A 3,196-nucleotide genomic window follows, 5' to 3' on the forward strand; every position below is an offset into this window, starting at 1 on the left:
GTCATGGGCGGACGCTCCGTTCAGGACAGGCTTCAGACGAAGGCCGGGACGGCGTGCCAGGCGGAGCCGGGATCGGAGGCGTCATCACGCACGACGGTGGCCTCGATGAGCCCGTAGGGCCGGTCGGCGGCGTAGAACACCTCGTTCTGGTTCTCGACGCCGAAGGGCGAGAGGTCGACGAGGAAGTGGTGCTTGTTCGGTGCCGAGAACTTGATCTCGTCGATCTGCGGGAACTGCTCGAGGACGGCCTCGCCCATGCCATAGAGCGTCTGCTGCAAGGCGTAGGAGTGGATCGTCGCGAACTTCTCGAGCAGGATCGCCTTGACGACGTCGTAGGTTTTGTTCCAGTCGAGGCCCTCGGTGGTGTTGTACCGCCAGCGGGCAATGAGGGACGTCGCCATGACCCGGTCGTTCGTCGGCTCGAGGGTCGTGTACTTGTCCTTGAGGAACCCGTGGAACTCGGAGCCGGTCGACTTGAGCACGACGAGGTCCTTGATCCCGGACACGACGTGCGCCTTGCGGTCCTCCCCGCGACCGTCGACGTTGACGACCGCAGTCCGTACTCCACCGCCCATCTGGACGAACGCGTGGTCGTGCTCCGTGCCGTCGGCCTGGATGCGGCTCCAGGTCACCTCGTCGAGCTCGATGCGGGCGCCGTCGGCCCGCTTCGACGTGGCGAGGAAGTGGTCGGCGAGCGCGAGCCCGAACTGCTCGGGCGACTCGATGCCCTTCTCCTTGGCGAAGGAGAAGACGGTGTTCTTCTGGGTGTCGGTCGGCAGGACCTCGCCCTGGTCGCCGCGGACGTGGGCCTCGCTGAAGTCGCCACGCAGGGCGGTGCCGACGGTGAGGTCACGGATCTCGTGGCGGGGGGTGTCACGGTAGACCCGGACGACGTGGGTCTCGGCCTTGCCGTACTGATTGGGTCCGAGCTTGATGGCCATGGGAAGTCAACTCCCTCGATAGGTCGAGTAGGCGAACGGGGACAGCAGCACCGGGACGTGGTAGTGCTGGTCGGGATCGGACAGCGTGAAGGTGAGGCTGACCTCGGGGAAGAAGGCGTTCTGGCCCGTCGCCCTGAAGTAGCTCGCGGTGTCGAACACCAGCCGGTAGGTGCCCGCCTCGACCCGGTCGGGGCCGAGGTCAGAGACCCTGCCGTCCGCATTGGTCTGCGCGGTGGCGAGGGTCGTCACGGTGTCCTTGACGAATTCGAGGCGGACCGGCACACCTGCTGCCGGCTTGCCGAGTGCGGTGTCGAGAACGTGGGTCGTGATGGCGCTCATGCTCACTGTCGTGCCTCTTTCCTCCGCTGCGGGCCTCCCTCGCTGGGGCTCGGTCGGGTCCTCGCGTCGGTCGGCACTCACGCTCACTGTCGTGCCTCTTTCCTCCGCTGCGGGCCTCCCTCGCTGGGGCTCGGTCGGGTCCTCGCGTCGGTCGGCACTCACGCTCACTGTCGTGCCTCTTTCCTCCGCTGCGGGCCTCCCTCGCTGGGGCTCGGTCGGGTCCTCGCGTCGGTCGGCACTCACGCTCACTGTCGTGCCTCTTTCCTCCGCTGCGGGCCTCCCTCGCTGGGGCTCGGTCGGGTCCTCGCGTCGGTCGGCACTCACGCTCACTGTCGTGCCTCTTTCCTCCGCTGCGGGCCTCCCTCGCTGGGGCTCGGTCGGGTCCTCGCGTCGGTCGGCACTCACGCCTCCACCACCTTGCGCAGACGCAGGAGCGCGATCTTGCGCAGCTCCTCGGCCACGACGGCCGCCTCGATGGCGTCGTCGTTGCCGAGACGCTGCCGGAGGGCGGCGAGAATCTGCTCACCGGTGAGCCCTGTGGCGCAGATGAGGAAGACCCGCCCGAAGCGCTCCTCGTAGGCGCGGTTGGCCTCGAGGAGTTCCCGCTGGGTCTGCTCGTCCCGAGAGACGGTCGACTGCTCCTGCCGTGACCAGGCCGACGCCGTGCCTGTCCCCTGGGCCCGCTCCCCGATCCGGGGATGGGCCGCGAGGGCCCGGTCCACCTCGGCTGCGGTGAACCGGCGGGCCGCGGCGTCGGCGGTCGCCATCAGGCCCGCGAGGTCGGTATAGGGCCGGCCTTCCCGGACGGCCTCGGCCCAGGCCGGCACGTCACAGCAGGCGAGCAGCGTCTTCGTGAGGACGTCGTCCTCGACGTCGTTGATGCGGTCGAGCGCGATCACAGGCCACCTTGCCTCTCTCACTCAACGGAATCGGTTTTCCGTTACTCGAAAGAGTGACATGCGCCACTCCGAGAGGTCAACAGTTTGTTGAAGACAATTTTGTGTTGTCGCTGAGCTGTCCGCGTCTCACTGGTGCCGCACCCGACCCGGGCGCGATCACCCGGTGCGATCCCGGTTGAGGTAGTTGTAGACGGTGAAGCGCGAGACCCCGAGCGCCTCGGCGATCGCCTCGGCCGACTTGCGGTAGGTGAAAGCGCCGCGTTCCTCGAGCAGGCGCACGGCCTGCTGCTTGAGCGGCCGGCTCAGCTGGTCGAGGGGAGCTCCCAGCTCGCCCGCGACCGCCTTGAGCAGTTGCTCGAGGCTGCCGGGCTCGCTTGTGGGAGAAGGGTTCTCGAGACGCACTGCCAGTGCCGGGCGTCCCTCCCACTCGAGGACGATGTCCCCCGGCCGGCGTTCGGGCAGGGGGACCACGCGGCCCGCCAGCTGCTCGAGCAGTGGCTGGATCGCGCGCTTCAGGGCACTGACCGCGAGGTGGTCGCTGGCGGGTCGGTCACCGTCGGGTCGGTCAGTCGCCGGCACGATGCACCTGCAAGGTGATCCGGGAGGCCCCGGCCTGGAGCGCCGCCTCGACGATCGGCCCGATGGACCGCACGACGTCGTCGGACTCTCCCGTGACGAGCGTCCCGAGCGGGCCGAACTCCGCCGTGAGGCCGGCCTCGGTCGCCACGCTGAGCGCGCGGATCGCATGGGCCGGCGCCTCGTCCGCCTCGCCGACGAAGGGCTCCGTCGTGAACTCGACCTCCAGCCGCATGCCTTGAACCTACCCGTCGCGCTCCAACATGAGGAGGTATGCGTCGGCCAGGGACTGTACCGCTGCTGCGTCACACTCAGCAGTGGGCCCGCTGCTGCGTCACACTCAGCAAGGGGCCCGCTGCTGCGTCACACTCAGCAAGGGGCCCGCTGCTGCGTCACACTCAGCAGGGGGCCCGCTGCTGCGTCACACTCAGCAGGTCATCA

The 3,196-nt window shown here is 68.5% G+C and carries 5 protein-coding genes; all 5 read right to left on the bottom strand.

What is annotated here, in order from left to right; genetic code table 11:
• Positions 1 to 32 precede the first annotated feature (32 nt).
• The 5 genes from pucL to N864_RS24870 all read right to left on the bottom strand — a co-directional run bounded on the left by pucL (position 33) and on the right by N864_RS24870 (position 2,990).
• Positions 33 to 941, bottom strand: a complete 909-nt coding sequence (gene pucL, locus N864_RS20565; protein WP_034721783.1) for a factor-independent urate hydroxylase — start codon at positions 939 to 941, stop codon at positions 33 to 35.
• A gap of 6 nt (positions 942 to 947) precedes the next feature.
• A complete protein-coding gene (gene uraH, locus N864_RS20570) occupies positions 948 to 1,286 on the bottom strand; it encodes a hydroxyisourate hydrolase (RefSeq protein ID WP_205621019.1) in 339 nt (112 codons plus the stop codon).
• A gap of 395 nt (positions 1,287 to 1,681) precedes the next feature.
• A complete protein-coding gene (uraD, locus tag N864_RS20575; protein WP_081794091.1) occupies positions 1,682 to 2,179 on the bottom strand; it encodes a 2-oxo-4-hydroxy-4-carboxy-5-ureidoimidazoline decarboxylase in 498 nt (165 codons plus the stop codon).
• A 156-nt stretch (positions 2,180 to 2,335) separates the two neighbouring features.
• On the bottom strand, positions 2,336 to 2,758 hold the full coding sequence (locus N864_RS24865; RefSeq protein ID WP_205621020.1) for a helix-turn-helix domain-containing protein: 423 nt from the start codon (positions 2,756 to 2,758) through the stop codon (positions 2,336 to 2,338).
• On the bottom strand, positions 2,745 to 2,990 hold the full coding sequence (locus N864_RS24870; RefSeq protein ID WP_034721788.1) for a thiamine-binding protein: 246 nt from the start codon (positions 2,988 to 2,990) through the stop codon (positions 2,745 to 2,747). The genes N864_RS24865 and N864_RS24870 overlap by 14 nt, the downstream gene beginning before the upstream one ends.
• Positions 2,991 to 3,196 lie beyond the last annotated feature (206 nt).

The organism is Intrasporangium chromatireducens Q5-1 (assembly GCF_000576575.1).
Taxonomy (GTDB): Bacteria; Actinomycetota; Actinomycetes; order Actinomycetales; family Dermatophilaceae; genus Intrasporangium_A; species Intrasporangium_A chromatireducens.

Bases quoted from the DNA above. Each gene is read 5' to 3' on its own strand.
- pucL (WP_034721783.1), bottom strand. From the start codon at position 941: ATGGCCATCAAGCTCGGACCCAATCAGTACGGCAAGGCCGAGACCCAC.
- N864_RS24870 (WP_034721788.1), bottom strand. From the start codon at position 2,990: ATGCGGCTGGAGGTCGAGTTCACGACGGAGCCCTTCGTCGGCGAGGCG.